At 65.5% G+C, this 25,972-nt stretch carries 24 protein-coding genes and 1 tRNA gene; 14 read left to right on the plus strand and 11 right to left on the minus strand.

Features of this window, described 5'->3' with window-relative positions; genetic code table 11:
• The first annotated feature begins 3 nt into the window (after positions 1-3).
• Positions 4-465 carry a universal stress protein gene (locus NX773_RS03515; protein ID WP_258854985.1) on the plus strand — a complete coding sequence of 154 codons (462 nt, stop codon included), beginning with the start codon at positions 4-6 and terminating at the stop codon, positions 463-465.
• Positions 466-491: 26 nt separating this feature from the next.
• Positions 492-2,369: an ATP-dependent zinc metalloprotease FtsH gene (gene ftsH / locus NX773_RS03520; protein WP_258855837.1), complete on the plus strand. Its 1,878-nt coding sequence runs from the start codon at positions 492-494 to the stop codon at positions 2,367-2,369.
• A gap of 15 nt (positions 2,370-2,384) precedes the next feature.
• Here the strand turns inward: ftsH and ppnP are convergent, their stop codons facing one another.
• Positions 2,385-2,708, minus strand: coding sequence for a pyrimidine/purine nucleoside phosphorylase (gene ppnP / locus NX773_RS03525; protein WP_258854986.1), 324 nt, complete (start codon positions 2,706-2,708; stop codon positions 2,385-2,387).
• Positions 2,709-2,796: 88 nt separating this feature from the next.
• Here ppnP and polX point away from each other — a divergent pair, with 88 nt between their 5' ends.
• From polX to NX773_RS03540, 3 genes are all read left to right on the plus strand, one after another.
• Entirely contained in the window at positions 2,797-4,530 is a 1,734-nt protein-coding gene (gene polX, locus NX773_RS03530; RefSeq protein WP_258854987.1) for a DNA polymerase/3'-5' exonuclease PolX, read from the plus strand.
• A gap of 168 nt (positions 4,531-4,698) precedes the next feature.
• Complete coding sequence (locus NX773_RS03535) at positions 4,699-5,190, plus strand: Hcp family type VI secretion system effector (protein ID WP_258854988.1); 492 nt, start codon at positions 4,699-4,701, stop codon at positions 5,188-5,190.
• Between the two features lie 12 nt (positions 5,191-5,202).
• On the plus strand, positions 5,203-5,670 hold the full coding sequence (locus NX773_RS03540) for a penicillin-insensitive murein endopeptidase (RefSeq protein ID WP_258854989.1): 468 nt from the start codon (positions 5,203-5,205) through the stop codon (positions 5,668-5,670).
• 722 nt (positions 5,671-6,392) lie between these two features.
• On the opposite strand, the gene NX773_RS03545 is transcribed toward NX773_RS03540, so the two are convergent.
• From NX773_RS03545 to NX773_RS03585, 9 genes are all read right to left on the minus strand, one after another.
• A complete protein-coding gene (locus NX773_RS03545) occupies positions 6,393-7,205 on the minus strand; it encodes a toll/interleukin-1 receptor domain-containing protein (protein ID WP_258854990.1) in 813 nt (270 codons plus the stop codon).
• Positions 7,206-7,341: 136 nt separating this feature from the next.
• Positions 7,342-7,418: transfer RNA gene (locus tag NX773_RS03550), tRNA-Pro, on the minus strand.
• A gap of 112 nt (positions 7,419-7,530) precedes the next feature.
• The gene (locus NX773_RS03555; RefSeq protein ID WP_258854991.1) at positions 7,531-8,595 is read right to left on the minus strand and encodes a glycosyltransferase family 9 protein; all 1,065 of its coding nucleotides are present in this window, start codon (positions 8,593-8,595) and stop codon (positions 7,531-7,533) included.
• Positions 8,592-9,161: a D-glycero-alpha-D-manno-heptose-1,7-bisphosphate 7-phosphatase gene (locus NX773_RS03560; RefSeq protein WP_258854992.1), complete on the minus strand. Its 570-nt coding sequence runs from the start codon at positions 9,159-9,161 to the stop codon at positions 8,592-8,594. Before NX773_RS03560 ends, NX773_RS03555 begins: the two co-directional genes overlap by 4 nt.
• Positions 9,152-9,904, minus strand: a complete 753-nt coding sequence (locus NX773_RS03565) for an SDR family oxidoreductase (protein ID WP_258854993.1) — start codon at positions 9,902-9,904, stop codon at positions 9,152-9,154. The genes NX773_RS03560 and NX773_RS03565 overlap by 10 nt, the downstream gene beginning before the upstream one ends.
• Complete coding sequence (locus tag NX773_RS03570) at positions 9,901-11,169, minus strand: glycosyltransferase (RefSeq protein WP_441295325.1); 1,269 nt, start codon at positions 11,167-11,169, stop codon at positions 9,901-9,903. The genes NX773_RS03565 and NX773_RS03570 overlap by 4 nt, the downstream gene beginning before the upstream one ends.
• Positions 11,170-11,230: 61 nt before the next feature.
• On the minus strand, positions 11,231-12,187 hold the full coding sequence (locus NX773_RS03575; RefSeq protein WP_258854995.1) for a glycosyltransferase family 4 protein: 957 nt from the start codon (positions 12,185-12,187) through the stop codon (positions 11,231-11,233).
• A gap of 12 nt (positions 12,188-12,199) precedes the next feature.
• On the minus strand, positions 12,200-13,207 hold the full coding sequence (locus NX773_RS03580) for a glycosyltransferase family 2 protein (protein ID WP_258854996.1): 1,008 nt from the start codon (positions 13,205-13,207) through the stop codon (positions 12,200-12,202).
• 17 nt (positions 13,208-13,224) lie between these two features.
• Positions 13,225-15,012 (minus strand): ABCB family ABC transporter ATP-binding protein/permease, encoded by a 1,788-nt coding sequence (locus NX773_RS03585; RefSeq protein WP_258854997.1) that lies wholly within the window; start codon positions 15,010-15,012, stop codon positions 13,225-13,227.
• 176 nt (positions 15,013-15,188) lie between these two features.
• Here NX773_RS03585 and NX773_RS03590 point away from each other — a divergent pair, with 176 nt between their 5' ends.
• The 3 genes from NX773_RS03590 to NX773_RS03600 all read left to right on the plus strand — a co-directional run bounded on the left by NX773_RS03590 (position 15,189) and on the right by NX773_RS03600 (position 19,398).
• The gene (locus NX773_RS03590) at positions 15,189-16,919 is read left to right on the plus strand and encodes a carbamoyltransferase family protein (RefSeq protein WP_258854998.1); all 1,731 of its coding nucleotides are present in this window, start codon (positions 15,189-15,191) and stop codon (positions 16,917-16,919) included.
• Entirely contained in the window at positions 16,916-17,872 is a 957-nt protein-coding gene (locus NX773_RS03595; RefSeq protein WP_258854999.1) for a UDP-glucuronic acid decarboxylase family protein, read from the plus strand. The genes NX773_RS03590 and NX773_RS03595 overlap by 4 nt, the downstream gene beginning before the upstream one ends.
• Before the next feature lie 95 nt (positions 17,873-17,967).
• Positions 17,968-19,398, plus strand: a complete 1,431-nt coding sequence (locus NX773_RS03600; RefSeq protein ID WP_258855000.1) for an aldehyde dehydrogenase family protein — start codon at positions 17,968-17,970, stop codon at positions 19,396-19,398.
• Between the two features lie 231 nt (positions 19,399-19,629).
• Here NX773_RS03600 and NX773_RS03605 read toward each other — a convergent pair whose 3' ends face one another.
• Complete coding sequence (locus NX773_RS03605; RefSeq protein ID WP_258855001.1) at positions 19,630-20,664, minus strand: hypothetical protein; 1,035 nt, start codon at positions 20,662-20,664, stop codon at positions 19,630-19,632.
• A 335-nt stretch (positions 20,665-20,999) separates the two neighbouring features.
• On the opposite strand from NX773_RS03605, the gene NX773_RS03610 reads away from it, so the two are divergent.
• The 6 genes from NX773_RS03610 (at position 21,000) to NX773_RS03635 (ending at position 25,901) form a co-directional block, all read left to right on the plus strand.
• Positions 21,000-21,299 carry a KGG domain-containing protein gene (locus tag NX773_RS03610; protein ID WP_258820948.1) on the plus strand — a complete coding sequence of 100 codons (300 nt, stop codon included), beginning with the start codon at positions 21,000-21,002 and terminating at the stop codon, positions 21,297-21,299.
• Between the two features lie 139 nt (positions 21,300-21,438).
• Entirely contained in the window at positions 21,439-21,837 is a 399-nt protein-coding gene (locus NX773_RS03615) for a hypothetical protein (protein WP_258820947.1), read from the plus strand.
• Positions 21,838-21,919: 82 nt separating this feature from the next.
• Positions 21,920-23,041 carry a M14 family metallopeptidase gene (locus tag NX773_RS03620; RefSeq protein WP_258855002.1) on the plus strand — a complete coding sequence of 374 codons (1,122 nt, stop codon included), beginning with the start codon at positions 21,920-21,922 and terminating at the stop codon, positions 23,039-23,041.
• Positions 23,042-23,044: 3 nt separating this feature from the next.
• Entirely contained in the window at positions 23,045-23,521 is a 477-nt protein-coding gene (locus tag NX773_RS03625; RefSeq protein ID WP_258855003.1) for a CYTH domain-containing protein, read from the plus strand.
• Positions 23,518-24,666: a serine hydrolase domain-containing protein gene (locus NX773_RS03630; protein WP_258855004.1), complete on the plus strand. Its 1,149-nt coding sequence runs from the start codon at positions 23,518-23,520 to the stop codon at positions 24,664-24,666. Before NX773_RS03625 ends, NX773_RS03630 begins: the two co-directional genes overlap by 4 nt.
• Before the next feature lie 329 nt (positions 24,667-24,995).
• Complete coding sequence (locus NX773_RS03635; protein WP_258855005.1) at positions 24,996-25,901, plus strand: hypothetical protein; 906 nt, start codon at positions 24,996-24,998, stop codon at positions 25,899-25,901.
• Positions 25,902-25,972 lie beyond the last annotated feature (71 nt).

Raw genomic sequence — 25,972 nt, forward strand, 5'->3', positions numbered from 1 at the left:
ATCATGTACAAACGCATCCTGCTGCCGACCGACGGGTCGGCGCTGTCCCGCGAGGCGGTGCGGGGCGGCGTGCAGTTCGCCAAAGACTGCGGGGCGGAAGTGGTCGGCATCCATGTGGTGTCGCTGGCCGCGGGCGCACAGCTGGACACCTGGGTCGCGCACGCGCCCCACCTCGCCCAGCGCCGCCAGGCCCTGTTCGACAAGCTGGCGGACGAATACCTGGCCGACATCACCGCCACCGCCAGCGGCGCCCATGTCGCCTCCACCGTCATCAAGGTCCATGCGCCCGAGCCGTGGCAGGCCATCGTGCACGCGGCCGACGACCTGGGCTGCGACCTGATCTACCTGGCCTCGCACGGCTGGAAGGGCGACCGTGCGCGCATGCTGGGCAGCGAGACGCTCAAGGTGCTGCAGGAAAGCAAAGTGGCGGTGCTGGTGCACAAGCCGGTGGCGGGGGCAGCGTGAGCGAGGACAAGGAAACCCAGAACCCGATGCGTCCGGCCCTGTGGTATTGGCTGCTGGGTCTGGTGATCTTCGTGCTGTTCCAGAGCGTGGCGGGGCTGATGTCCACGGCGCCGATTGCCTACAGCGACTTCAAGCAGTTGCTGGCCGCCGGCAAGGTCAACGAGGTGCAGATTTCGGATACCACCATCACCGGCTCGCTCAAGCCGGGCGGGCTCGAGGCATTCCTGCCCAAGGACAAGGCCGAGACCATCAAGTGCTCGCCCGACGGCGGCTGCCCGTTCAGCACCGTGCGGGTGACCGACCCCGACCTGGTGTCGGACCTGGAGGCGCAGAAGGTGCGTTATGTGGGCCAGGTCAAGAGCGAGTGGCTGAGTACCTTGCTGGCGTGGGTGTTCCCGGTGCTGCTGCTGTTCTGGCTGTGGGGCAGCGTGGCCAAACGCGGCGGCATGATGGCGGGCGGCCTGTTTGACATTGGCAAAAGCAAGGCGCGCGTGTATGTGCAGAGCAAGACTGGCGTCACTTTCAACGATGTGGCCGGCATCGACGAGGCCAAGGAAGAGCTGATCGAGATCGTCGAGTTTCTCAAGAACCCGCAGCGCTACCGCCGGCTGGGCGGCAAGATTCCCAAGGGTGTGCTGATCGTCGGCGCGCCTGGCACCGGCAAGACCTTGCTGGCCAAGGCGCTGGCGGGCGAGGCCGGGGTGCCGTTCTTTTCGATCAGCGGCTCGGAGTTCGTCGAGATGTTCGTGGGCGTGGGAGCGGCGCGCGTGCGCGACATGTTCACGCAGGCGGAAAAGAGCGCGCCATGCATCATCTTTATCGACGAGCTCGACGCGCTGGGCCGGGCGCGGGGCGTGGGTGGCACGGTGAGCGGCTACAACGAGCAGGAGCAGACCCTGAACCAGCTGCTGGTGGAGATGGATGGCTTCGACACCAACAAGGGGGTGATCATCCTGGCCGCGACCAACCGGCCCGAGATCCTGGACCCGGCGCTGCTGCGGCCCGGCCGCTTCGACCGCCACATCACGCTGGACCGTCCGGACCTGAAGGGGCGCCAGAAGATCCTGGCCGTGCACACCCGCAGCGTGACCGTGGCGCACGACGTGGACCTGGAAGAGATTGCGGCGCGCACCGCGGGACTGGCCGGGGCCGACCTGGCCAACCTGGTCAACGAGGCGGCGCTGCTGGCGGCGCGGCGCGGCAAGCAGGCGGTGGACATGCACGACTTCGACGAGGCCGCCGACCGTGTGATCGCCGGGCTGGAGAAGAAGAGCCGCGTGATGAACCCGATGGAGAAGGAGACCGTGGCCTACCACGAGGCGGGCCACGCGCTGACCGCGGAGTACCGGCGCAATGCCGACCGCGTCGCGAAGATTTCGATCATTCCACGCGGGGTGGCCGCGCTCGGCTACACGCAGCAACTGCCCACCGAAGACCGCTACCTGCTGAAGAAGAGCGAGCTGCTGGACCGGCTCGACGTGTTCCTGGGCGGCAGGGTGGCGGAGGAAATCGTGTTCGGTGACATGTCCACCGGCGCGCAGAACGACTTGCAGATGGCAACCGACATGGCGCGCCACATGGTCACGCAATACGGGATGAGCCAGCGCTTGGGCATCGCCACTTTCGAGCAGCCGAACCCATCACCCCTGTACCCTGGCGCGCTGGGCGAACGGCTGCCGTACAGCGAGCGTACCGCGCAGGGCATCGACCAGGAGATCGCGACCTTGCTGTCCGAAGCGCACGAACGGGTGCGCCAGACCTTGCTGGAAAAGCGCGAGCTGCTGGACGTGCTTGCCCACACGTTGCTGGAACACGAAACGGTGGACCGGGCGGCGCTTGACCGCCTGATCAGCGAGCACAGTGTGGAGGCCCCGGTGCGGCGGGTGCGCAGCTCGGGAGGTTGACGCACGCTCCGGCGTTCACTGGTTCGAGAAGTGGCACACGTAATGGACAGGCTCGCTCACCTCGATCTCGAAGCTGGACTGGCCCGGCACCCGGAACTGCTGGCCGCCCCCGTAGGTCTTCCATTCGCCGTCCGGCCCGATGCGCGCCCGGCACTTGCCCTGGACGATCTCCATCACCTCGGGGGCGTCGGTGCCGAAGGTCAGGGTGCCCGGCATGATCACGCCGAGGGTCTTCCTGGTCTGGTCGGGAAAGACCAGGTTGTGCGAGATGCACTTGCCGTCGAAGTAGATGTTGGCTTTCTTGGCGACGGACACGTGGTCAAATTGCGAGTTGCCCATTCCAATCTCCTGATCAAGGCGCATCCCGGCGGGAGCTTTCCCGGTTTGACCATTTCCGCGCGGGGAGGTGCGCGCGCGAGGAGGAGTCATGCATATCCACAATGCCGATATCGCGTCGGTGTTCGGTGAAATCGCCGACCTGCTTGAGCTGGAAGAGGGCAATCCGTTCCGGATTCGCGCCTATCGCAACGCGGCGCGCACGGTGGAAACGCTGGCGCCCAGTGTCGAGGACCTGCTGAACGAAGGGCGCGACCTGTCCGAGCTGCCCGGCATCGGCGCCGACCTTGCCGGCAAGATCGCCGAGATCGTGCACGGCGGCGGCACCTGCGCGCTGCGCGAACAGCTGCGCCACGAGCTGCCGGAAGGGATCGGCACGCTGCTGCGGATCCCGGGACTGGGACCGAAGCGGGTCAAGCTGCTCTACCAGGAGCGGGGCATTCATACGCCCGAACAATTGCTGCGCGCCTGCGAGGACGGGCAATTGCGCACGATCCGTGGGTTGGGAGAAAAGGCGGAGCAGCGGATCCTGGAGGCGGTGCAGTCGCGTCTGTCCAAGAGCACGCGCTATTCGATCGCGCTGGCGGTGCAGCTGCTCGAACCCTTGGTGCGCTACCTGAAGCAGCATCCGGCGGTCGTCCGCGTCGAGGCGGCGGGCAGCCTGCGGCGGATGAAGGAGACGGTCGGGGACGTGGACATCGTCGTGGCCGCGCGCCGGATGGAGCAGGTGACAGCGCACTTCGTCCAGTACGAAGGCGTGGGGCGGGTGATCTCACATGGACCGACACGCGCGAGCGTGGAGCTTGCGCAGGGGATGCAGGTGGACCTGCGGGCGGTGGAACCGGAGAGCTTCGGGGCGGCGCTGCATTACTTTACGGGCTCGAAGGCGCACAACATCGAGATCCGCACGCTGGCACTGAAGCGCGACCTGAAGATCAACGAATATGGCGTGTTTGCGGGCGAAGCGCGCATTGCCGGCGATACCGAGGAGTCGGTGTTTGCGTCGGTTGGGCTGCCGTTCATTCCACCCGAGCTGCGCGAAAACCGCGGCGAGATCGAGGCGGCGCGCGACGGCAGGCTGCCGCATCTGGTGCAGCTGTCCGACCTGAAGGGCGACCTGCACGCGCACACCAGGGCCAGCGACGGGCGCAACAGCTTGCGGGAGATGGCGCTGGAAGCGCAGCGGCGCGGCATGGACTACCTGGGCATTACCGACCACGCGCGCCACGGCGGCTGGTCGGTGGACGAGGAGGCGCTGGCGCGGCAGGCGGACGAGATCGACCGGCTCAACGAGGAGCTGGATGGGATCACGCTGCTCAAGGGCGTGGAGGTGGACATTCTCGAGGACGGCGCGCTGGACTTGCCGGAGGCGGCGCTGGCGCGGCTCGATTATGCGATCGCGTCGGTGCACACGGCATTTGAGCTGAGCCGCGAAAAGCAGACCGCGCGTGTGTTGCGGGCGATGGACCAGCCCGGCGTTTGCGTGCTTGGCCACCCGACAGCGCGCTTGTTGACCGGGCGTGCGCCGGTGGAGCTGGACGTGGAGCGCGTGATACGCCATGCCCGGCAGTGCGGCTGCGTGCTGGAGCTCGACGCGCAGCCGGAGCGGCTGGACCTGAACGACAGCTACTGCATGATGGCGCGCGACCAGGGCGCGTTGGTGGTGATCGATTCGGACGCGCACAGCGTGCTCGACTTCGACAACCTGCGCTTTGGCGTTGGGCAGGGCAGGCGCGGGTGGCTGGAGAAGCGTGACGTGCTCAATACGCGCACCTTGGCACAGCTGAAGGCCGTGTTCAGCAAGCGCAAGACGGCGGGGCACTGAGGGCTAAACGGAGCGCAACGTGGCAGTAAGTTAAATTCGTGCGGCTTGGTCTACATAACGCGGTGCTCTCTGTTGATGTGCTACCTCGGGTTCCTTGACGCCTGCCAACGTCCTTTCCAGACGCTCAGGCAACAATCGTTCCTCAACGCTTTGATGTTGGAGGAATAGATGGCAATCGACGTGTACTTGCAAATTGATGGAATAAAGGGCGAGTCGAGCGACAGTGCCCACGTCGGCTGGATTGAAATCACCAGTGCTGCATGGGGTGTGAAGCAACCGAAAAGCGCGACCGCTTCCACGGCCGGGGGCCATACCGCAGAACGCTGTGAACACAAAAGCATTGTCTTGACCAAGCTAACCGACCTTGCGTCTCCTGTTCTGATGCAGACTGCTTCCGCTGGAAAGACAATCCCGAAGGCCAAACTAGAGTTTATGCGAGCGGATGGCGATGGTAAGCCTGTGAAATATTATGAGGTCGAACTGGAGAGCGTCCTCATCGGCAGCATGGATCAAGCTCTTCATCCAGGATCAGGGCTGCACGATTCGTTCACGCTGAAATTTTCGAGGGTCAAGTGGCGTTACATGAAACAGAACATTGGCGGCGGGGCGGGTGGTGCAACAGTCGGTGGCTGGGATCTTGCTGTCAACAAGATCTTGTGACGGGAGCAAGCCATGCCGCACGCGATCCCAGTCCAACCCAAGGACTCACGCGGATATTTCATGCTTCCCCAAGCTCCTGAGGACGCCGGCTACTACGTGTATGGCACGCCCGGCAAAGGAGAAGCCCAGTATGCTCATCCGGCGATGATAACGCTGCTGTTCATGGTAGAGCGCGAATGGGCGCTTATCGACAAACGGAAGTTTGGGGTCGGTAACATCAGTATTGCGGACGGCGGAGATTTTGGCCATAAATCGCACCGGAAAGGGCTGGAGGTCGATGTCCGCCCGTTGCGTAAAGATGGCCTGCAGCTTCCGGTTTCCTACCTCAGCCATGATTACGACCTGGACGCGACCGAAGTCCTGATTCAACTCTTTCGGACCTGCGCTGCGTATCCGCTTGTTGTCTTCTTTAATGACAGAAGAATCCCAGGCACTGCGCCGCTCGCCGGTCATGACAATCACTTTCACGTTCAGTTTTGAGATGACATGAAGCCATACCGCGCCTTAGTGGTTGTCGCAACATTAGCTGTGTTTTCGCTCGCCGTTGCGAGCTCGAAAAAGGCTTGGGACGGTACCTATACGTCGTCCACTTTCCACTACCTCATTTACTCGAACGACCTGGATGAGGCGCAGCCGCCAACAGCGTCTGATCAGCGTTTGTCGGTTGCGGTGACTGGTGAACTAGCGAAGCAGATTTTCGAGTCCATCGGCCCGGATTTGAAGCTCGCTTGCGGAACCACTCTGGGAATGCGGCAAAGGCAACGAGGGGACGTTGACTGTTCGTATGACAAGGAGCAGCACACGTCGCCATACACTTGCCACTTTGGAATTGATCTACGCCGCGGGAAGAGCATCGCGGGGGCAACCTGCTAGCCATAAGCGAGGAAAGCGCAGATTGTGGAAGTCCGGCACGCTGTGCGCGTACGAATTGATCGCCACAAGCACACCCCTAGTCGCGCGCCGGCCTGAATCGCGGCCACGAGCTTCGCCGGCACAATTTCCGTCCTCTGTTCCCGACTTCTCTAGCCAACCGCGCCTGTGGGGCAGGTCCGACAGATGCGCGCTAGTTCGAGTGTGTCACTTTGCCGGGCCTGACCCCGGGCGCGATTAGGCGCACAGCGCGCTGGACTGCGACGATCTGCGATTTGGATGCGGAAATGGAAGTTCGGTACCGGCTCGCTGGCAGAGCGGGGCGCGCCGGACTAACGCAGGAGTTCGGCCTTGTGCTTTATTAATAGGCCGCGGGAGATTTCGATTTTTACCTTAGCGCCGACTGACGCCCTGTTCTGGGCGAAATTCACACCACCCTTGCTGACGTCTACGCGGATATGCCCCTTGAGCTCGTTGGACTCAAGTGCCTCTAGCTGCAGGATTTCATCATTCTCGCGCCAGCCGATATCTATGGGCACGTTCGGACCGGACGGGATACTCTCACAAGTTTGAATGAGCGTCTTCATGTCCTCTCGCGTCCCATGCAGGATGTGAAATAGTCTCGCCAAGTTGGCACCGATGGTATAGCTCTCCTGAAATTGCAAGGCTTTGTGTGCCAGCACATCGAAGTCTGTTTTGAGTCGCCCCTTTCCGCCTACAGCACTCTGAATGCTGCGAAATGCTGCTTCGAGTTGCGATGCTTCTGTAGCGAGAATCCCGTTGAGGTTGTTCAGCGGAGCAGGCAGGCTGCCTGGAGTGCTCCCCGAGTGGCAGATGGGCAAGGCCGGAATTTCCCCATCACCCGCCCGTGTGCTCAGAACACTCCGGATCCAAACAGCGCCAAGCTCGAAGTTGATCCAGTTCCGCTTCACCGACTGAGGGCTGATGAGGTAAATGGCGGCGACACAGTCAGCTAGCCCGTTTTCGACCCGTTTCAGGAAATTTGCCCCGGCTGGGATGCTTACGCCATCAGAGGATTGGAATACGTCCACGAAACCGCCGAATTCGTCCTCGAGCGCCACTTTAAGAAGCAGCGCCAGATCCTTCTCTTCGTGGATGTGTGACAGAAACACCAGCTTGCTCATGCAGTTCCCCTCAGCAGTAAAAAAATGCCGCGCGAGGCGACATCTGCTGGTAAGACTAGCAAGCGAATATTAGATGATCATCCAATATACAGTGCTGTTGATACTTACAGCGCTCGCCGTAAGTCCTTGATTTTATTGGTCGGGGCGAGAGGATTCGAACCTCCGACCACCTGCACCCCATGCAGGTACGCTACCAGGCTGCGCTACGCCCCGACGACTGGGCAGCAATTATACCAGAGACGAAGGTTTCTTGGGTTTTTGTCATAAGGGTTCGCTTGCGCGTGGCCAAGGAGCGATCGCGTAGCCGTTCGTGGGTCAACCGGGCCTAGGGCTCCAGCAGACTGCAGACCGCTTCAACAACCTGCGTTGGTGCAATCTTCGAGAGACACTCGTTGTGCCCTTGTGGGCAGACGCTCTTCATGCAGAAGCGGCACGGCACGTCGTGGTAGAGCAGGCGGTTGCGCACCTGCCAGGGCGTGTGCTGGGGATTGGTCATTGCGTACAGGTCCACCAGCGGGGTGCCGACGGCTGCGGCAATGTGGGCCGGGCCGGTGTTGTTGCAAACGACTACGGTGGCGAGCTTGAGCGCGGCGCCCAGTTCCCCGAGGTTCAGCAGCCCGGCAAGCGAATGGACAGGCACCCCGCATTGTTCGCGTATCTCGTCCACCAGCGCTTGCTCGCCCACTGCGCCGGTCAGCACCATCGGCAGCTTGAGCCGTTCGTCCAGATCGCGGATTGCTTGCGCCCATTGTGCCGGTGGATAGCGGCGCGATGCGGCGCTGGCGCCGGGGTGCAGAAGGATCCAGCGTCGTTCGCGGTCAACGCCGAGCCGGTCCAGGTGCGCGCGCACGCTGTCGATGTCTGTCTCGCGAACGGCGAACGACATGCGCGTGGAGCTGGGCTTGCAGCGCACGTGGGCCACCAGGTCGAGCTGGCGCCGCACTTCGTGACGGATCACCTTGTCCGGCTCGGGGTCCGGCAGCCAGTGGGTCAGCAGCTGGTAGGCATTCTCGTGGCAGTAGGCCAGCCGCAAGGGGATGCGCGCGAGGTAGCACAGCAGTGCCGCCGGCAGCGGGCTCTGGCTGTACGAGTTGAAGATGACGGCCGCCTCGAAGTTCTGTTCGGCCAGCGTGGCCGCGAAGTCCAGGTCCGCTTGCGGATCGTGCGCCTGGCTGCTTTTCATCCACGGCGCTTCGTAGGTGATGACGCCGTCCAGCTCGGGGATGAAGGGGGCCGCCGGTGCCGCCGTGGGCGAGGTCAGCAGGGTGACGGAACGGCTGCGCCGCCGCTCGCGCAGGGCGCGCATTGCGGGCGTGCACATGAGCACGTCGCCCAACGAGTCGAGGCGGATGCACAGGATGCGGCGCGCGTTGTCCCAATCGGCGCTCATCGCGTTTCGCTATGGCTGGCGATCAGCACGGCGGCGGTGTACAGGTCGGGTGCCATGCGCGTTGGAATGCGGCCGGGGCCGAGCCGCCACTCGGTTTCGTTGCCGTTGTCGATAAGCAGCGTGCGGCAGCCGGCGCGGTTGCCGGCTTCGATGTCGTGCAGGATGTCGCCGACCATCCACGACGACGCCAGGTCGATATCGTGCTCCTGCGCTGCCTTGAGCAGCATGCCGGGCATCGGCTTGCGGCAGCTGCACAAGACGGCGTACCCCGGCACCTTGCCATCGGGATGGTGCGGGCAGAAGTAAAAGCCGTCGAGTGACAGATTTTCGCGAAACAGCAGGTCGGTGAGGCGGTCGCGCACGCGCTCCATGGCCACTTCCTCGAAGCGGCCGTGAGCGATCCCGTCCTGGTTGCTGACCACATAGAACCGGTAGTCCAGCCGCGACAGCAGTCGCAGCGCCGGCCCGGCGCCATTGGCCAGCATGATCTGGCGCGGCTCCACGTTGTACGGCACGTTCTCGACCAGGGTGCCGTCCTTGTCGAGGAAGATCGCTTTTATGGCCATGAGGTTTCCTGCATTGGCAACACGGTTAGCTCCGCCACCACGGTCGATGGCGGCAGCAACAGCACCGAGCGGATCGCGGCGGCGACGTTGGCCGGGTCCTGCAGCACGGCCGGGTCGAGGTCGGGGAAGCGGTCGAGCAAAAAAGGCGTGCGCATGCCACCCGCGATGACGGCCGTGACACGGATGTTCTGGGGGCGCAGCTCCGCATGCAGCGCGTGCGACAGGCCAAGCAAGCCCCATTTGCTGGCGTGGTAGGCCGCCGCGTTTGGCCAGGCGCGCTTGGCGGCGGTGGAGGCGACGTTGACGATGTGCCCGCCGCCGGCGCCGCGCATGTGGGCCGCGGCATGCTTGGACAGCAGGAAGGGGCCGCTGAGGTTGGTGCCGATTACGCGCAGCCAGTCCTGCTCGCCCAGCTCGTGGATGGGCACGGTGATGTCGGTGCCGGCGTTGTTGACGAGCACATCGAGCCGCCCCATGGTGTCGAGCGTTTCGTCAATCGCACGACGCACCGCAACGGGCTCGGACACGTCGAATGCGATCGGGTGGACCCGCGTACCGTGTTGCCTGACCCGGGCGCAGGTTTCTTCCAGCTTGTGCGCGGCGATGTCGGTGGCGACGATGTCGGCGCCCGCCTCGGCGAGCATGGAGGCCAGCGCCAGGCCCAGGCCGCTGCCGGCACCGGTGATGAGGACGGTCTGGCCCTGCAGGGAAGGCTGCTGCTGTTGCGTTTGCATCGATGTCATGCGCGCTCCTGTGGTTGGGGTTGGCTGGCGCGGTGTTCCTGCACGACGGCCGCATAGACCGCCGCCGCCTGTTGGGCGACGATGCGCCAGGTGTAGTGCTGGTAGGCGCGGCGCAGGCCGGCTTCGCCCATGTCGCACGCCAGTTCGGGGTGTTGCTGCAGGGCCGCCAGCCGGTCGGCCACCGCTTGCGGGTCGCGCGAGGGAATCAGGAAGCCGGTCACGCCATCGACCACCGTGCTCTTGATGCCGCCCACTTCCGACCCGATGACCGGCCGTGCGCACGCCATCGCCTCGACCGGGGTGATGCCGAACGGCTCGTACCAGGGTGAGGTGACGAAGGCGTTGGCGGCGCCGTAGTAGTAACGCAGCTCGCCGCGCGGCTTTTGTCCGATGAAGCGCACGTAGTCGCCGATGCCAAGTTGCGCTGCAAGGGCGCGCAGGCGCGCCATTTCAAGGCTGTCGCTGCCGTGCGGGCGGTCGATGTCGCCGCCCACGACCAGCAGTTCGGCATCGACGCCGTAGCGCGCGCGCAGCATGGCCACGCCCTGGATGACGGTGTCCACGCCCTTGCGCGGCACCATGCGGCCGAGCTGCAGGACGAGGAATTTGTCTTGCGGCAGACCAAGGCGCTGGCGCGCCTCCTGCAGCGGCACCGGCCACAGCTCTTCAGGGTCGAAGCCGCAAGGTGCGACCGTGATGCGCGATGGCGAGGCGCCGTACAGCTGCTCCATGTCCAGCCGGTCTTGCGCGCATTCGGCGATGATGCGGTCGGCGTGGCGCATCAGCATGCTTTCGATGCGCACGCGCGCGGGCGGGAACGCGTCGGCCGCGCCTTGCGCGAGGCGGCGCACCTGGCCCAGCGCGTGAAAGGTGATGACGAACGGGATGCCCAGCACCTGCTTGAGATGGTGCGCGACCATGCCGGACATGAAGAAGTTGGCGTGGACAATGTCGTACATGGCGCCCTGGCGGCGCGCGAAGCGGGTAACGAAGCGCGAAAAGGTCTGGATGTAGGGCAGCATCTGCTCTTTGGGCACGTAATGCGCCGGCCCGGCGGGCACGTGCACCACGCGCACGTTTTCGCGCAGCTGCACCAGTTGCTTTTGCGCGATCGCGTCGCGCCGGGTAAAGATGTCCACCAGGTAGCCGGCCAGCGCCAGTTCGCGCGCGAGGTGCGCCACATACACGTTCTGGCCGCCGCAGTCGATGCTGCCGGGCGAGGCCAGCGGCGAGGCGTGGTCGCTGACCAGCGCGATGCGGCGCAGCTCGGCGCCGCGTACGCCACCGACGGCATGCGCTTCGGTGAGTTTCATGCGGCCTCCGTGGCTAGCCGGCGCCCGCGCCGGTCACGTAACGCAGCGCCGCGTTCCAGTCGTCGCAAAAGCGCTGGATGTGGAAGCGTTCCAGTGCGCGCTTGCGTGCGCCTTCGCCAAGCTGGCGCGCAAGCTGTGGGCTTTCCAGCAGGTCGCGCATGTGGCCCACCAGGGCGGCGGGGTCAGTGTCGGCATAGCCCGAGACGCCGTTCTCGATGACCGTTGCCATTTCGGTGGTTGCCAGCGCGACCACCGGCACGCCCGCCATCATGGCCTCGATCACCGCCAGGCCCATGCTGGTGTAGCGGATCGGGCTGAACAGGAAGCGGTAGCGCGCGGCAAAGGAGGGCAGGTTCGCGTGCGCGATCTCGCCCAGCCCGCCCAGTTCGTCTGCGCCCATGCCAACCAGGTCGAGCGGCACCTGCGCGCGCGCCTGCACGAACAGGTCGGCGCCCAAGCGCCGGCCGCGCCGCGCGAGGTGGTTGGTGATGACCAGGCCGCGTTCCAGCTCGCCCTGGTAGCGCACCTGCGGCGGGATCACCACGCCGTGCTCGATTACGCGGGTGGGCGTGCGCCCGCTGTCCCACATCAGCGCGTTGAAGGGCGTGACGTGCACCAGCAGCACGTTGGGATCATCCACCGGGTGGCGCGTGTCGGTGGGATGTTCGCGCGGCGGGTCGTGTTCGAGGTAGATGCGGGGCAGCGCGCGCTGTGCGGGCGTGAGCAGCTCGTACTGGTCCTTTTCCCATTGCGGGTCGTCCTGGAACACGATGCAGTCGAACGCATGGTGGCGCGCCTGGTCCGCCGGCAGGTCGTGCAGGTTGTCGCCCCAGGCAATGCTGCCGCAGCGGCCGCCGTAGCCGGGCGGGCGGCCGGGCTTGGACAACACGTAGAACTCGTGCGACGCCTGCGACAGGTAGTACAGGTAGCTGCCGTGCGTGTGCCAGGTCAGGATGCGGAGTCGGCGCATGATCGGTGCCCCTCAGGCGAAGCGGACGCGGTAGCGGATTGCCCCCGCAACGCGCCAGAACACGGCGAGCGGGGGTATCAGGGCCGAGGTGAAGACCATCTCGGCAACATGGGACGGGGTTTTGGCGGTACCGGTGAGGCGGCGCACGCACAGGCGCACCGTGAGCGTGAGCCAGACGGCGCCCGCGAGCGTGGAGAGCAGCTTGCTGCTGGCGGCCAGCCCGGCCAGCAGCGCAAGGAGCGCGGCCACGATGACGTAGTAGTCCCAGCGCGGGCCACCACGGATTTTTTGCCGGTACAGCTGCGGGTGCTTTTTGTACAGCAGTGCGTCGAACGCGACCTTGCGGATCTGGAGCACGCTCACGCCCCACGGCGCAGGCCGTACCGGGTGCACCACCAGCGCCTCGGGCGCGTGGGCGATGGTGGCCTGCATTTCGAGCAGGCGGAAGTGCAGATCGCTGTCCTCTCGCCAGGGGCTGGTGAAGCGTTCGTCGAAGCCCTCGAGCTGTTCCAGCACCCGCTTGCGGCAGAAGCAGTTGGCGGTGACGAATTCGGCGGTCTGGAGCAGGCTGGCATCGCGCTGGTAGTCGGTGGGCCGTGCGGGCAGCGGCATTTCGATGCGGCCGCACAGTGCGTCCACGCCATCGCGGAACGCCGCCAGGCCGCTGGCCAGCCAGGTGGGCGAGGGCACCGTGTCGTCGTCGGTGAAGGCGATGACCGGCGCCTGGGCGATGCGCCAACCGCGGTTGCGCGCCGCCGCCGGGCCGTGCGGACCGGCGTTGGACACGTACACCAGCCGCGGCCCGCGGTCGAGCGTACGCGCACGCCAGCCCGCCACCAGGTGCAGCGTGTTGTGGTTGGGCTCGTCGTCCACGATGATGACCTCGTAGCTCGGCCCCGGCAGGGTCTGGCGCGTGAGCGCGTCCAGGCACCGGTCGAGCAGGTCGAGCCTGCCGCAGGTCGGCACCACGACCGACACCGCCGTGGCCTCGGTGTCGGTGGACGTTGTCGTTGTTGGCATTGTTCTCTCCGCTTGCTCTACGATGTCGCGCGCCGCATGTCCTGGTCCATCCGCTGCTGCAGCAGCCACAGCCGGGCATACGCCCCCTTGCGCCGCAGCAGCTCCGCATGGCTGCCACGCTCGACGATGCGCCCGCGGTCCATCACGATGATGGCGTTGGCGTTGACGATCGTGGACAGACGATGCGCGATGATGAGAGTGGTTCGATTTCGCGACAAACGGTCGAGTTCCTGCACGATTGCGTGTTCTGAATCTGAATCAAGTGCCGACGTCGCTTCGTCGAAAATCAGGATGCGCGGGTTCTTCAGGAAGGCGCGGGCGATCGAGATGCGCTGCTTTTCCCCGCCGGAAATGTTGACGCCGCGCTCGCCCACCGGGGTGTCGTATTGATCGGGCAGGGAACTGATGAGATCGTGCAATTGCGCCGACTTGCTTGCCTCCACCACCTGCTCGCGGCTGCTGTCGATGCGTCCATAGGCGATGTTGGCGCCGAGCGTGTCGTTGAACAGCGCCGTTTCCTGTGGCACCACGCCAATTGCCTGGCGCACGCTGCTGGGGCGCACCTTGGCAATGTCCTGGCCGTCGATGAGAATGCGGCCGGACACCGGGTCGTAGAACCGCAACAGCAGCCGCGCCAGCGTGGATTTGCCCGAGCCGCTGCGCCCGACCACGGCCAGCGTTTCGCCGGGCGGGATGTGAAAGCTCACGTCCGCCAGCACCGGGCGTTCGGGGTCGTAGTGGAAGCTGACGTTTTCGAACACGACGTCGCCGGGGCCGGGCGACAGCGCCGGCTGGGTGGGCGTGTCCTCGATGTCGGGGCGCTCGGCCAGCAGCGCGAGCAGCCGCTCGGCATTGACCCAGGCGTCGCGCGATTCGCGGTACACGAAGCCCAGCGCATTGAGTGGCAGGCACACCTGCAGCGCGTACGAATTGATGAGCACGAGATCGCCCACGCTCATGTGGCGCCGCAGCACCTCCTGCCCGGCCAGCAGCATGATCGCGGCCACGCCCAGCGCGATGATGGCGCTTTGCCCCACATGCAGCGTGAACAGCGCGCGCTGGTTGCCCGCACCGGCTTCGAGCCAGCGCGCCATGATGCCGGCAAAGCGCTGGCGCTCGTGCGCCTCGTTGGTGAAATACTTGACCGTGTCGTAGTTGATCAGGCTGTCCGCGAGCTGGCCCTTGGAGCGCGCATCGAGCTTGTTCACCCGGCGCTGGTACACCACGCGGCGCGCCGTGAAGATCACCGTGAAGCCGGCATACACCAGGAAGGTGGTCACGATGATGAGGGAGAACTGGGCGCTGTAGCGCTGTAGCATGATGGCCAGCACCAGGCCGATTTCGACCAGGGTCGGCACGATCGTGAACAGGCCCACGCCGAGCAGGAAGGCGATGCCGTTGGTGCCGCGGTCGATGTCCGGCAGCAGCGCGCCGATCTGGCGCCGCGCGTGAAAGCGCGGCCCCAGCGCATGCAGGTGCGCAAAGGTTTTTTGCGCGTAGGCAGAGACCGTGCTCAAGGTCACGCGCGCAAACAGCAGGTCGCGCCATTCGTTGAACAGCGTCGACGCAAAGCGCAGCAGGGCATAGCCGGCCAGCAGGTAAACCGGCAGGGTAGCTGGAAAATTGACCTGCGAGAACGCGTCGATGATGCGCTTGAGTACCAGCGGCACCGCGACGGTGGTCACCTTGGCCGCAAGCAGCAGGATGACCGAGAAGCTGACGCGCCACCGGAACGCCGCGAGCACTTGCAGCAGCTCGGCGCCGAAGTGGCGGGGCGGGCGCGGTGGGTCTGCCGTCGAAACCATGCACTGTGTCTCCCGAATATCTGCCATTTGGACAGTTCGGCCCGGCTTAACTCCGTTCAGGATGTCTGTCGCGGGTCAAACACTCGGCAGTTTTTTGCGGGAACCCGTTCGTGCGGCTTGCAAAGCGGATGCGGCGCGCTATGGTGATGCCTGTCGCGTTACAGGGAGCTGCGGGCATGATCACGCTTGGCATCAACGCTGCGTTCCACGACTGCTCGGCCTGCCTGGTCGAGGACGGCGTCGTGCGCGTCGCCGCCGAGGAAGAGCGCTTCACCCGCATCAAGCACGGCAAACGGCCGGTGCCGTTCACGGTCTGGCAGTTGCCCTGGAACGCGATCGCGTGCTGCCTGCGCGAGGCAGGGGTGGCCATGCGCGACGTAGACCATGTGGCCTATGCCTACGATCCCTGGCTGCAGCTTGGCGAGCGAAACACGTCGGCCGGCATCACGCTGCCGCTCGAACCATCGGCTGCCGGGGGCGGGGCGCCGCCGTGGGAGGCGCTGGGCCTGGCTTACGTGGTCAACGCACCCCGTCAGCTGGCGGGCGGGGCGCCGCACCACCTGCGCCACCTGTTCCAGGGCATCGGCCACGACGCGCCGTACCGCTGGCACTACGTGGAGCACCACCGCGCGCACGAGGCCAGCGCCTTCCTCGCCGCCCCGTTCGACGAATGCGCTGTGCTGGTCATGGATGGGCGGGGCGAACGTGCGTGCACCAGCTATGGCGTGTTCGAGCACGGCCGCTACGCGCGCATCGGGCAGGTCGATTTTCCGCATTCGCTGGGGCTGCTGTACGAGTCGGTGACCGCGCACCTGGGCTTCCTGCATGCGAGCGACGAGTACAAGGTAATGGCGCTGGCCCCGTTCGGCCGGCCCGTGTACGCGAACCAGTTGCGTGAATGCGTGCGCTATCGTGGCGGGGGCCGCTATGACGTGACGGAACCCGACTGGCATCAACTGTTCGGACCGCCGCGCGAGCCCGGCGAATCGCTCCGCCAGCGCCACATGGACATCGCCTGTTCGCTGCAGGCGGTGCTTGAGGAAATCGTGTTCGCGCTGGCCGACTGGCTCCATGTCGAGTCCGGGTCGGCCAACCTGGCAATGGCCGGTGGCGTGGCGTTGAATTGCGTGCTGACCGGCCGCTTGCGCGCGCGCGGGCCGTTCGCCCAGGTCTGGGTCCAGCCCGCGGCGGGGGACGCGGGCACGGCGCTGGGCGCGGCGCTGTGGGTCGATGCGAGCGAGCGCGGCTGGCCGGCGCGCCGCTGGCGCATGGACCACGCTTTCCTTGGGCCGGCGTTCGATGAGCGCGAGATCGGGGCCCAGCTGCGCGCCGCGGGGCTGGCGTTCGAGCGTCCCGGCGACCTGACCCAGGCTGCGGCTGCGCTGCTGGCCAGGGGCAAGGTGCTTGGCTGGTTTCAGGGCAGGATGGAATTCGGCCCGCGTGCCCTCGGCGCCCGCTCGATCCTGGCGTCGCCATTCGATCCCGCGATGCAGGACAAGCTCAACCAGATCAAGGACCGCGAAGATTTTCGCCCGGTCGCACCGGCCGTGCTGGCCGATGCGGCCGGGCAATGGTTCGAGACCGGTACCTCGTCGCCGTTCATGCTGTTCGTGGACCAGGTGCGCTCCGACAAGGCGGCACAGATACCGGCGGTGTGCCACGTGGACGGCAGCGCCCGCGTGCAGACGGTGGACGCGGCGACCAACCCGGCGCTGCATGCGCTGCTGCAGGCGTTTGCACACCGGACAGGCGTGCCGGTGCTGGTCAACACCTCGTTCAACACGCGTGGCGAGCCGATCGTGTGCACGCCGCGCGACGCGCTCGCGGCCTTCTTCACCAGCCCGCTGGACGCGCTGGCGATCGGGCCGTTCTTCGTCGAGAAGGGCAAGGTCGGGGCTGGGGCATGAGCCGCGCCCAGCGCAGGCGGGTGCTGGTTGCCGGGGGCGCCGGGTTTCTGGGCTCGCACCTGTGCCGCGCGCTGCTGGATGACGGCTGCCAGGTGTTATGCCTGGACAGCTTTGTCACCGGACGCGCACGCAACCTGGCCCCGCTGCTGGATAATCCGCGCTTTCACCTTGTCCGCCAGGACGTGACCGAGCCGGCGCTGGCCGAGGTGGACGAGATCTACAACCTGGCCTGCCCGGCGTCGCCGCGCCACTACCAGTCCGATCCCGTGCACACCACCCGCACCAGCGTGGTCGGCGCGCTCAACCTGCTGGAACTGGCGCGGCAGCAGGGCGCGCGCATCCTGCAGGCATCGACCAGCGAGGTGTACGGTGACCCGGAGGTGCATCCCCAGCCGGAGTCCTATCACGGGCGGGTCAACGCGATCGGCCCGCGCGCCTGCTACGACGAAGGCAAGCGCTGTGCCGAGACCCTGTGCTACGCCTACCGGCACCAGTACGGCGTGGCCGTGAAGATCGCGCGCATCTTCAACACCTACGGGCCGCAGATGGACGCCGACGATGGCCGGGTGGTGTCGAATTTCATCGTTCAGGCGCTGGCCGGCGGCCCGGTCACCATTTACGGCGATGGGCGCCAGACGCGCTCGTTCTGCTACGTGGACGACATGGTCGACGCCTTGCTGGCGCTGATGGCCTCGCCGGACGGCTTCTGCGGCCCGGTCAACCTGGGCAATCCGGACGAGATCAGCATGCTCGAGCTCGCGCGCATCGTCATCGGCCTGACCGGCTCGCCGGCGGGCATCGTGCACACGCATCCCGCGGCCGACGATCCGGCCCGGCGCCGGCCGGACATTGCGCTTGCCAGCGGCATGCTGGGCTGGGTGCCACGAACGCGGCTTGAAGATGGCCTGACGCGCACCATCGACTACTTCGCCAGCCTGCGCACGGGGCTGTGAACATGTCACCCCCTGCGAACACACAGGTGCAGGCGGGCGCGGCTTTGATACACTCGCGCCTGTAAAGAGCCAAATCCGGGATGAGGGGACACAACATGAAACAACTGTATATTGGCGGGCGCTGGGTGGACGGCGCCGCCACCACTACCACGCGCAGTCCGTCCGACCGCAGCGATATCGTTGACGAGTACGCCAGCGCGGGCGCCGCAGAGGCTGCGCTGGCCATCGAGGCCGCGCACGCGGCGGCGCCGGGCTGGGGCTTGTCCGGCGTGCAGCAGCGCGCCGACGCGCTGGACGCGATCGGCAACGAAATCCTGGCCCGCAAGACCGAGCTGGGCACGCTGCTGGCGCGCGAGGAAGGCAAGACGCTGCCCGAGGCAATCGGCGAGGCGGCCCGCGCGGGGACGATTTTCAAGTTCTTTGCGCAGGAGGCGCTGCGCGTGCGCGGCGACAAGCTCGCTTCGGTGCGGCCTGGCGTGGAGGTGGACATCAGCCGCGAGCCGGTCGGCGTGATCGGCATCATCGCGCCGTGGAATTTCCCGATTGCGATCCCGGCGTGGAAGATCGCTCCCGCACTTGCGTATGGCAACTCGGTCGTGTTCAAGCCTGCCGACCTGGTGCCGGGCTGCGCATGGGCACTGGCCGACATCATCGCCCGTGCCGGCCTGCCGCCGGGCGTGTTCAACCTGGTCATGGGACCGGGCCGCGTGGTTGGCGAAGCGATGCTCAACGATGCGCGGGTCAACGCGATCAGCTTTACCGGCTCCACCGCCACCGGCGAGCGGGTGCTGATGGCCTGCGCACGCCGCCGCGCCAAGGTGCAGCTGGAAATGGGCGGCAAGAACCCGCTCGTGGTGCTGGCCGACGCCGATCTCGACGTGGCCGTGAACGCCGCGATCCAGGGCTCGTTCTATTCCACCGGCCAGCGCTGCACTGCCTCGTCGCGCCTGATCGTGGACGAGCAAATCTACGCAAAGTTCATCGATACGATGGCCTCGCGCATGGCCCAGCTCAAGATCGGCAACGCGCTGCATGCGGGTGTGGACATTGGCCCGGTGGTGGACGGCAGCCAGCTCGAACAGGACCTGTCGTACATCGAGATCGCCAAACAGGAAGGCGCACGCCTGGTCAGCGGCGGCGATCGCCTGGCGCTGGAAACGGAGGGTTATTTCCTGCGGCCGGCACTGTTTGCCGACTGCGCGCCCGGCATGCGCCACGTGCGCGAAGAGATCTTCGGCCCGGTCGCCTCGGTGCTTCCCGCCAAAGGCTACGAGCATGCCCTGGCGCTGGCCAACGACACCGAGTTCGGACTGACCGCAGGCATCTGCACCACCTCGCTGAAGCACGCCACGCACTTCAAACGCAACGCCAGGGCGGGCATGGTGATGGTCAACCTGCCCACGGCAGGCGTCGATTACCACGTGCCGTTCGGCGGCACCAAGGGATCGAGCTACGGCGCCCGGGAGCAGGGCAGTTACGCGGCGGAGTTCTTCACCACGGTCAAGACCAGCTACACCTGCGCCTGATCCGTAGGGTGGGCCCTTGTGCCCACGCGGACACACGCGCGGCGTGACCGCCCGCGTGGGCCCGAGAGCCCCCCGACCTCTGGGATCGCTCCGTCGTCCCGGCGCAAGCCGGGATCCATGCCGAGTTCGAGTCGCCCGCGGCTTGGTTAGTTGCCGCGACACGGCAGTTTCAGCATGGGTTCCGGCGTGCGCCGGAACGACGTCAGTGAACTTGTCCAGTGCGCTGTCCGTTCACCGGCGCGGGTTCGAAAACCCGGTATCGTCGTCCATCTTCTCGTCCGCCGACAGCTTGTTGGCGCCGCCCGGGCTGCGCGGCAAGCCGCCGGACGAGTTGTTCGACTCGTGGATGCCGATGTCGTCCCGATGCAGGTCCGCCAGATTGTCCGGCCCGGTCAGGTGCGTGCTGCGCTTGTCCGGATACGGCCCGCTGTTGCCAGGGCTGCGCGGCAGGCCGCCGGTCACGTCGTTGGACTCGTGCGTGCCCATCTCGCGCTGATAGTTCCCCGTCTGCGAGCCGATGCGGTCGGTGCTGGCATGTCCCTGCTGCGTCCCGCGCGGCTGCGCCATGCCCGTGCCCTGGCCTTGCAAGCTGCCCGATTGCTGGCTCATCGAGCCGGTGCGCTGCATGCCGGCCTGGTCAAGCTGCGGCCCGAGCTGTCCGCCGCCTTGCGTCCCTTGCGCGGTTGCTGCCTGTTGTCCCATCGATCCGCCCTGGTTGCGCGGGATCGCCGTCTGCGGACCATACTGCCCGCCGCCCTGGGTCGACTGCTGGCTGCCGTGATGAACACCCAGCGAGCCGCCTTGTAATTCCGGCTGCGCCGCGTTTTGCGGATTCATGCGTTCGGTGGCCTGCGTGTTGCCGCTTTGGCGATCGCCTTGCAGGGAAACACCCGTGTCCTTCGGACGATCTCCGACAGGCTCTTCCAGTTTGCCGTACGCGCCGGAGCGCTGTTCCATCGCGCGCTGGTGGCTGTCGGTGATGCCTTGCTGCGGCCCGGTACCGCCGGTCTGCTGCGTCTGCATCGAGCCGCCGTGCAGGTCCGGGCCCAGGTCCTGGGCCGGGCCGGTGATGCCGGGGCCGGCGCCGCTTTGCTGCGTGCCTGCATGACCCTCCTGCTGGTTGCCGCGCTGCTGCACGGCGCCTTGCGGGTAGGTGTGGTCCAGCGGCCCCTCGGCCTGGGTCTTGCCCTGCGACCCCGGGGTCCACTTCTCGTTGGCGCCGTTGTTGGTCTGGTTGTTCACTTCGCTGCGTTGGTTCGCGTCCATGTCCGTTCCTTTCGAAAGAAGACAAAGGCAGGAAGCGCCGCTGACGCTGCCTGAAAACACAATGATGCGCGCTTTGGTCAAAGAGCAGTATAGGAAGACGGAAGGGCGATGTGTAGGACGGTTTCTGCCTAGGGGAATTGACGAGTGGAAGTACCTTTCGACACAGCATTTTCTGTCTCGTGAATTCCTACAAAGTCATCTGAAAACGTCCTATAGTCTCATCCAGCCTGCATGCCTAAGATGATTTCGACCCTCACTCATCGGCGCGAGCTGTGCGGTGGGGACCAAGGCCTGCCGCAGGACGCGGCGGTTTTTATGAGAAGAGGAGAGTACTCATGGCATCTAGCAACCAAGGCAACAAGCAAAGCGGCAGCCAAGGCAACAGCCAGAGCAGTGGCACCCGCAACCGCGGCTTTGCATCGATGGACCCGGCACGCCAGCGCGAGATCGCAAGCCAGGGCGGCAAGGCAGCACACGCGAAGGGCACTGCGCACGAGTTCACCTCGGAAGAGGCCCGCCGCGCCGGCAGCATGAGCCACGGCAACCGCCAGTCGGCCAACGCGAGCTCGGGCGGCGCAGCGCGCAGCAGCAGCGGCGGCAATCGCCAAAGTTCGCGCGGCGGCAACAAGCAGTAAGCGTTCCTGCCGGCCTGCGCCGGCGGCAACTGTGCAAGCAAGGACGGGGAGCAGCGAGCTCCCCGTTTTCTTTCCGTTTGCCAAACGGATGGGTTAGAATCGCTGCGCCGTTTTCAACCCATCTACCTGAGGAATCGTCGTGAAACAAGCGGTCATCCGTCAAGTCAAGAGTATCTCCATGCAGTGCGACAAGGTCGGCAACGTGCTGCTCGCAAAGTTTTCCGCGCATGGCGCGAGTGACGTGCGTATCGTGATTCCCGCTACGATCGTGTTCTGGCTGCTCAAGCATCTGCCGGTGAACCAGGACCCGACCCTGCGCCCGCCGCCGGCCCCGTCGCCGATCTTGCAGGAGGACTGGAACGCGCCGCGCGCGGCCAGCGTGCAGTGCAAGGAATTCCCGGGCGCGCTGCGCATGAACTTCCAGGCAGAGAACATGAAGCAGGACCTGACCGTGATGCTGGACCGCTCCAATGTCGAGCTGCTGCGCCAGATTCTCGAAGCATACCGGCACGACCTGATCGACCTGGACGCCGAGTAAACACGGGCGCGAGAGGCTGGGGCGGCCGGGGCAAATCCGGTATCATGGGGCGTGTTGTGAATCATTAATTAAGGATCAGCCCATGCCCATCAAGATCAGCCAGCTTTTCGACTCCGGTGCCATCGACGTGGTGAACGCGGAGCGAGCCGACCAGATCGACCTCAACCTGCGCAGCGATTCGCACGCCGACATCCACCAGTGGTTCCACTTCCGCCTGCAGGGCGCGCGCGGCCAGGCCTGCACGATCCGTTTTCTGAACGCGGGCCAGGCCACCTATCCGAAGGGCTTCGAGGACTACCAGGTCTGCGCCAGCTACGACACCGAAAACTGGTTCCGCGTGCCGACCACCTTCGACGGCCAGGTGATGACGGTGCGCGTCACGCCTGAGCTGGACAGCATCTACTTCGCCTACTTCGAGCCCTACAGCTGGGAGCGCCACCTGCGCCTGCTGGGCGAAGTGGCCGAAAACCCGGTTGCGCGCGTGCTCGACATCGGCACCACGGTCGATGGCCGCGACATGAACCTGGTGGTGATCGGCAACCCGGCCGCCGAGAAGAAAATCTGGGTGATCGCCCGCCAGCACCCGGGCGAAACCATGGCCGAATGGTTCGTCGAGGGCATGATGGATGCGCTGCTCGACAACGCCAACCCGGTCTCGCGCAAGCTGCTGCAGCGTGCGGTGTTCTACATTGTCCCCAACATGAACCCGGACGGCGCGGCGCGCGGCAACCTGCGCACCAATGCGGCCGGCGCCAACCTGAACCGCGAGTGGATGACCCCCACGCCCGAGCGCAGCCCCGAAGTGCTGTGCGTGAAGAACAAGATCCACGAAACCGGTGTGGACATGTTCTTCGACATCCACGGCGACGAGGCGCTGCCGTATAACTTTGTAGCTGGCAACGAAATGCTGGCCGACTTCACGCCCGAGCGCCTGAACCGCCAGAACGCCTTCATCGAGCGCTACATGGCCGCCAGCCCGGACTTCCAGAACAAGGTTGGTTACGCAGCCAGCAAGTACAACGAGGAACTGCTCACGCTGGCCTCCAAGTACATCGGCCATACCTTCAAATGCCTGTCGCTGACGCTCGAGATGCCGTTCAAGGACAACGCCAACCTGCCCGACCTGCACACCGGCTGGAACGGCGCACGCAGCGCGGCGCTGGGCGCGGCCATGCTGCTGCCGATCCTGCAATCGCTGGACTGACCCGTGGGTGTCGAAATCGAGCGCAAGTTCCTGCTCGAAGGCGGCGCCTGGCGCGCGCTGGGCGAGCCCAGCCTGATGCGCCAGGGCTACCTGAACCTCGATCCCGCGCGCACGGTGCGCGTGCGGATCGAAGGCGACCAGGCGTGGATCACCATCAAGAGCAAGAACCAGGGCGCCGCGCGCGGGGAATGGGAATACCCGATTCCATTGCCTGAGGCCGCCGAACTGCTCAACCACGTGTGCGAACGTCCCCTGATCGAGAAATATCGCCGTCGTATCGCGTTCGCCGGCCACACCTGGGAAGTAGACGAATTCCTGGGCGAGAACGCCGGTATGGCGGTCGCCGAGATCGAGCTGGCGTCCGAGGACGAAGCTTTCGCCAAGCCGGCCTGGATCGGCGAGGAGGTCACGGGCGACCCTCGCTACTACAACTCAAGTCTGATTCGTTTGCCGTATTCAAAGTGGAAACAACAAACATGACGAGTTTGCCGCGCCGCACCGCCCTCGGGCTCTGCCTTGCGCTGGTCGTGCGGGCCGGCTTTGCCGCCGCGCCTGCGCCCGCGCCGTACTATCCGCCGGCCCAGTCCTGGGCGCACAAGTCCCCGGCCGAGCTGGGAATGGACCCGGCCAGGCTGGCCGAAGCGGTCGCCTTTGCCCAGTCGCACGAGACCACGCGTGAGCGCGATTTCTCCGACCAGCAGGCCACCTTCGGCACGCCGCTGGGATCGCTGCCGACCAAGCGCGCGGCGACCAACGGCGTGGTGATCTACAAGGGCTACGTGGTGGCTGAATTCGGCGACACCCATTTCGTCGATCCGACCTATTCGGTGGCCAAGAGCATGCTCTCGACGGTTGCCGGCGTGGCCGTGCGCGACGGGCGCATCGCTAATCTCGACGAGCCGGTGGCGAAACTGGTGAACGACGGCGGCTATGCCTCCGAACACAACGCGCCGATCACCTGGAAGCACCACTTGCAGCAGGAAAGCGAGTGGGAAGGCAGCTTGTGGGGCAAGAATGCCAACTTCATCGGCCACGAGGCCTTCGGCGCGGGCGAGCGCAAGCCGCGCACCTTCCAGCAGCCGGGCACCTTCTACGAATACAACGACGTGCGTATCAACCGCTTTGCACTGTCGCTGCTGCGCGTGTTCGGCAAGCCGGTGCCGGAGGTGTTCGAGCAGGAAGTGATGAACCCGATCGGGGCGTCGAACACGTGGAAATGGGTGCCTTACCACAACAGCTATGTCGAACTGAACGGCAAGCAAGTAGCCTCGGTCAGCGGCGGTACGCGCTGGGGCGGCGGCATGTGGATCAACTCCTGGGACATGGCGCGCTTCGGCTACCTGTGGCTGCGCGGCGGCGCGTGGAACGGCAAGCAGATCCTGCCGACGGCGTACGTGAAGGCGGCGCTCACCCCGAGCGAGCACGGCCCGGACTACGGCTACCTGTGGTGGCTCAACACCAGGGGCAAGAACCTGCCGGGACTGCCTGCGACGGCGTTCGCGGCGCTGGGCGCGGGCAGCAACGACATCGTTGTTTCGCCTGAGCACGACCTCGTGATCGTGTGGCGCTGGCACGCCGGCAACCCGGCGGAGTTTGCCAAACGCGTGATCGCCGCGATCCGCTAACTTCGCAGGAAATAATGTGAGGGGCCGCATTCGAAGGGATGCGGCCTTTTTTATTTAAACCCATCAATACCCGCGGCGGATACAAGTGGGCGGGCCAGGGGTGCGGTTTCTCTTCCGCGCTTAAGCGATGTCAAACCGTGGTCCGCCCTGGCGGCTACGCTGGGGAGGCACCATGCGACGAGGAGGGAAAAGTGTTGACCTTGAAACGTGCTACTGGCCTCCTGGCCGCTGCCGCCCTTGCTTCAGCCGTACAGGCAGCGCCCAGGTACCCCTATAAGGTGACCGTACTCGTCCCGTTCGCGCCCGGCCAGGGATCGGGAGTCGCCAACATGATCAACAACCGCGGGCTGATCTGCGGCTTCTTGAGTAGCAACGCGGGCTATTGCTACTCCCATGGAAAGCTAACCCAGCTCATACCGCTTCCCGGTGACACCTGGGCGATCCCCTCCGGGTTGAACGACAGGGGGCAGGTCGTCGGCTATTCGTACAGCGAAACCGGCCCGCGCCACGCGGTCATCTTCGTCAATGGCGCTGCGCAGCCTCTCGCGGTCAGCAGCCACGCTTACTCTGTCGCCAACGATATCAACAACTTCGGACAGATCGTCGGCGGCCTGTCCGACGTCCAGGACGAGTCGCTTGCCTACCTGCTCACGGGAAGCAACGTACGCTTGCTCGGCACGCTCGGCGGACCCAGGCGCATCGATTTCGCCAACAGCATCAATGACCGCGGCCAGATCGTCGGCGCCGTGTCCCAGCCGAACACCCCGCCCGAGCCCGGGTACCAGGTGGCATTCCTGTACGAGAACGGCGCCATGCATGCCCTCCCGACGCCGTCCGAGCACACCAGCCTGGCGACGAAAATCAATTTGCGGGGGCAGATCGTGGGTGTCACGCAGGTGTACAACGGCGGAATCGAGGGCACGCGGGCCGTGCTGTGGCACAAGGGCACCATGAAGGTCCTGCTGGACCGTGTTGCCGATGCCAGGGACATCAACATCGAGGGACAAGTGGTCGGTGGATATCTGACCGGCCCCGGCGGCTACCTGTACCAGCCGGGCAAAGGGGTGCGCGACCTGAACGACCTGATCGACCCCGCGTCGGGATTCACGATCGGCTATCCCCAGGCGATCAACGACCGCCGGGAGATCGTCGGGTACGGCTGCAAAGAGAATCTCTGCGGCCCCATCCTGCTGAAACCGGTGCGCCACGGGCATGGGGCAGATGACAGCGACTGAGGGCAAGGAAGTCTCACATCGCGGTCTCGAGGTTCGTCTTGAAGCAGCAAGCGCGCCTGCCAATGAAAAAG

This window comes from Massilia solisilvae (genome assembly GCF_024753215.1).
GTDB lineage: Bacteria > Pseudomonadota > Gammaproteobacteria > Burkholderiales > Burkholderiaceae_D > Telluria > Telluria solisilvae.